This window comes from Idiomarina sp. UBA4206, from assembly GCF_002383015.1.
GTDB classification, from domain to species: domain Bacteria; phylum Pseudomonadota; class Gammaproteobacteria; order Enterobacterales; family Alteromonadaceae; genus Idiomarina; species Idiomarina abyssalis.
Genome location: NZ_DFTS01000019.1, coordinates 25,724 through 29,508, shown reverse-complemented (window position 1 = coordinate 29,508; position 3,785 = coordinate 25,724). Strand labels below are relative to the sequence as shown.

The 3,785-nt window shown below is 47.8% G+C and carries 5 protein-coding genes; 3 read left to right on the top strand and 2 right to left on the bottom strand.

Annotated features, from left to right (window positions below):
• A partial coding sequence (locus B3180_RS04030; protein WP_286843194.1) for a WD40 repeat domain-containing protein occupies positions 1-850 on the bottom strand: 850 nt, incomplete at its 3' end.
• Between the two features lie 94 nt (positions 851-944).
• Between B3180_RS04030 and fkpA the strand changes: the two genes are divergently transcribed.
• Positions 945-1,691 (top strand): FKBP-type peptidyl-prolyl cis-trans isomerase, encoded by a 747-nt coding sequence (gene fkpA, locus B3180_RS04025; RefSeq protein WP_222235861.1) that lies wholly within the window; start codon positions 945-947, stop codon positions 1,689-1,691.
• A 61-nt stretch (positions 1,692-1,752) separates the two neighbouring features.
• Here the strand turns inward: fkpA and rsd are convergent, their stop codons facing one another.
• Complete coding sequence (gene rsd / locus B3180_RS04020) at positions 1,753-2,229, bottom strand: sigma D regulator (protein WP_278358848.1); 477 nt, start codon at positions 2,227-2,229, stop codon at positions 1,753-1,755.
• Between the two features lie 102 nt (positions 2,230-2,331).
• Here rsd and nudC point away from each other — a divergent pair, with 102 nt between their 5' ends.
• Positions 2,332-3,129, top strand: a complete 798-nt coding sequence (nudC, locus tag B3180_RS04015; RefSeq protein WP_286843192.1) for an NAD(+) diphosphatase — start codon at positions 2,332-2,334, stop codon at positions 3,127-3,129.
• A gap of 78 nt (positions 3,130-3,207) precedes the next feature.
• On the top strand, positions 3,208-3,785 hold a 578-nt coding region (locus tag B3180_RS04010), incomplete at its 3' end, for a uroporphyrinogen decarboxylase family protein (RefSeq protein ID WP_286843190.1).

The following is a 3,785-nucleotide window of genomic DNA, read 5'->3' as shown; positions in this document are numbered from 1 at the left end:
GCCAATGCGAGAGTTGTTTCCCTGTCGCTGTGTCCCAAATTGCAATTTGACGTGATGGTGACCCGGTAAGGAGATAGTCACCGGATGCGCTAAAGCGAGCGGCGCTAAAAACTTTATGACGCTCCATGAATTTAAGTTTGGAAACGGTTTTTCCATCAGGGAGAGAGCGGATAACGGCGTTATCGGTAGCGTCTGCAATAAATGCGAAATGTCCATCGGGGTGCAGAGCAACCTGCGTGGTGCGTCCGTCTAGTGGCCAGCGGTGGACAATTTGTCCGCTACGGGTATCCCATAGTATGGCTGAGTGATCATTAGAACCGCTGAGCACATAAAAACCGTTGGGAGAAATATCCAGTGCATTAATGGTTTCGGTATGACCATAAAATTCAATGCGCCGACCTGGAGCAGGGTTAAAAGCAACCTGTGTGCCATCACGCTTGCCCAGCACCACTGTTCCGCCCTTTTTACTGACGACAAGCTTTTGTATACCCCCGGAACCTATTTTCCAGAACCCTAAGTTTTCGCCGCTCTCAATGTCCCACATGGAGAACTCTTTACGAGAAGCAGCGACGGCAACTGCGCCATCTGCGCTGATATCAACATCGATAATTTGCGAAACTTCACTTTCATTATGTTGCCACTGATACTTTGCATTGGTGGCGTAACGTGGCCAAAGCAGTAACCCGGTCTCATCTGTAGAAACCAGACTGAAACTGCCATCATCAGCTATATCGGCGGCGTAGGTGCCATTTTCCGCATGAATTGCTTTATTGACCTTCTCTGGTGATGGTTGGCAACCTGCCATGGCAATGAGCAGCATGAGTGCGCTGCACAGCTTGAGAAAAGGCATAGGCAAGTTCCTTATGGTTGTGTAGTATGGGTCTGTTACATAACACTATTATGGCATAGTCCGAAAGGATGCAAGACGATAATTGGAGAAAACGATGAAACAACTGATGAAGCCGTTAGCTATCTCAGCCATCGCGCTGGCGCTGACTGCTTGTTCACAAGAGAAATTTCCTGCTAATGACACTGAATTAGTTGATGAGAAAGATAAGCAGGCGTATGCCTTAGGCTCGTCTGTTGGTGGCTTTATCGCGCGTAACCTGGAGCGTCAGGAAGAAGCGGATTATATGCTTGAGCGTGATGTTGTTATTGCCGGCTTTGTCGATGCGATAAAAGGTGATCCTCAACTGACTGATGAAGAAGCAGAAGAAATTCTAAACGCGATGCGTCAGGAAGTCATGGAACAGCGCCAAAACGTTTTAGGTAAAAAGTCAGAAGAAGAAGGCAAGGCTTATTTAGCTGAAAACGCGAAGAAAGAAGGTGTGCAAACCACTGACTCAGGTCTTCAGTACGAAGTGCTGGAAGAAGGTGATGGAGTCAGCCCTTCAGAAACCGACATGGTTGAAGTTCACTATGAAGGTACGCTGGTAAATGGCGAGGTGTTTGACAGCTCTTACGAGCGTGGCGAGCCAACATCATTTCCATTGAACCGCGTTATTCCTGGCTGGACAGAAGGTTTGCAGCTGATGAAAGAAGGCGGTAAATATCGCTTCGTGATTCCGGCTGAACTGGCTTATGGTGAGCGCGAAGTGGGTGGTGGCCAGATACCACCAAATTCAACGCTAATTTTTACTGTTGAATTGCTGAATGTTCAAAAAGACGAACTGGATACAGAACAAAAGTAAGAACGGCTTAGTTGATAAAAGCGCCGGTAGATTTGCCGGCGCTTTTTTGTTGGTAACTGTGCTAGGCGGGTATTAGGTTATGTTCGTCTAAATGGTTGAGGAGTTTATCTTCAAATTCCATTCTTAACTCAAGCGCCTCGCCTAATGCAGATAAATCTCTATCGAAGGTTTCACAGTGGTCCGTGGAACTGATATCCCCGTATTTATCGTTAAAGTCTAAGGCAATCTCGGTCGTGTCAGAAATTAAAGGAAATAGCTCATCGGCTAGGTCATCAACAGAGTTTCCCTGCGAGCTGGCCTTGCGCACAATTTGATCATAAATTTCAAAATGACCGCTTGATACATAGTCGACCAGCTGACCGCAAAAGTTCCGGATATCGACAACATCAGGTAAGCCTTGACGGATGCTTTCGTAAGGAGGGAGCGCGGCAAGCTTAAAGTAATTAACTAATAAGTCCTGGCGTTCAGACAACCAGATATCGATACTTTTATGAGCGCCACCCCAGCGCTTTTTTGCCTGCTCATTACGGCTTAACATGATACTCTCCGTTTATAGTTTCAGTACCTAATGTAAATTCAGAAGCATTAGAACTCAACTGATTTTACAGAAAACTCAGCGGATTCGATACGCGGAATTATTATGGCCACTTTGTATTCAAAACCTGCAGATGATGAACCAGCATGGTGGTTCGTCGTCAGCTCCGATCACCTTTTCTTAGATGCTGCCGGCGAAGTGCCATTTGGCTGTTTACAGGAGCTAAGCTTCCCGGATTTGGATGAATACCGGGTTGTCGAGATAGGTGAGCTGCGTGAGCGCAGTTGCTATCTGGTAATGGCAGATTACATGGATGAGCAATTTACAGGAGGTGAGTTTGCTCCCTTGCGACAGCTTCTTGCCGTTGAAGACATGGAAAAGTTTGCAATGGCTGGCAGGGCACGCCAGTTCAGTGACTTCCTCAATACACACCGGTTCTGCGGTCGCTGTGGTGCGCGGATGCAGGCTATCGAATGGGAATTGGCAATGCACTGCAACCAATGCCAGCATCGCTGTTACCCCAGAGTGTCGCCGTGCATTATTGTGGCTATTCGCAAAGGCGATAACATTTTATTGGCTCAGGGTAAGCGACATAAAGCCGGACTGCACTCCATTCTCGCTGGCTTTGTTGAGGCGGGTGAGAGTCTGGAGCAGGCATTAGAGCGAGAAGTTCATGAGGAAGCAGGAATTCGCGTTAAGAACATTCAATACCATTTGAGTCAGCCCTGGTCTTTCCCTCATTCATTGATGATGGGGTTTACCGCTGAGTGGGCAGAAGGTGAGCTGCATATTGACCCACACGAACTGATTACCGGCGACTGGTTTGCTTTTGATAATCTGCCCATGATCCCCCCCGAGGGAACCATAGCAAGAACCTTGATTGATCTCTCTCAAAAGAGGTAAGCACAAGTTTTCATGGAGCCAATGCCTGCGGACTGATAAAATACCGGGCATTGATGTTGATTAAAAATTGGATTCGCTATGACCGCTCCGGCGCTTAAAAATGATCGTTACCTTCGTGCATTGGCAAAACAACCTGTTGATCGCACTCCCGTCTGGATGATGCGTCAGGCTGGACGCTATTTACCTGAGTATAAAGAAGTGCGCGCGCAGGCAGGCGACTTTATGTCACTATGCCGCAATACTGAACTCGCTTGCGAAGTGACCATGCAGCCGTTGCGCCGGTTTGACCTGGATGCCGCCATACTCTTCAGTGATATTCTGACCATTCCTGACGCCATGGGTCTGGGCTTATATTTTGAAACAGGTGAGGGGCCAAAGTTTAAAGACCCGGTACGCAGTATGGCCGCTATTAAAAACCTGGCCGTGCCCGATATGGAAGACGAGCTGGGTTACGTTATGGATGCCGTGCGTGCTATCCGTCATGAACTGAATGGCAGTGTGCCGCTTATTGGTTTCTCTGGAAGCCCATGGACACTGGCGACCTATATGGTTGAAGGTGGCAGCACCAAAAACTTTTCTAAAGTGAAGCAGCTAATGTTTGCTGACCCTGAAGCCATGCATACCTTGCTGAATGTATTGGCTGAATCAGTGACCCG

Bases quoted from the DNA above. Each gene is read 5' to 3' on its own strand.
- fkpA (WP_222235861.1), top strand. From the start codon at position 945: ATGAAACAACTGATGAAGCCGTTAGCTATCTCAGCCATCGCGCTGGCG.
- rsd (WP_278358848.1), bottom strand. From the start codon at position 2,229: ATGTTAAGCCGTAATGAGCAGGCAAAAAAGCGCTGGGGTGGCGCTCAT.
- nudC (WP_286843192.1), top strand. From the start codon at position 2,332: ATGGCCACTTTGTATTCAAAACCTGCAGATGATGAACCAGCATGGTGG.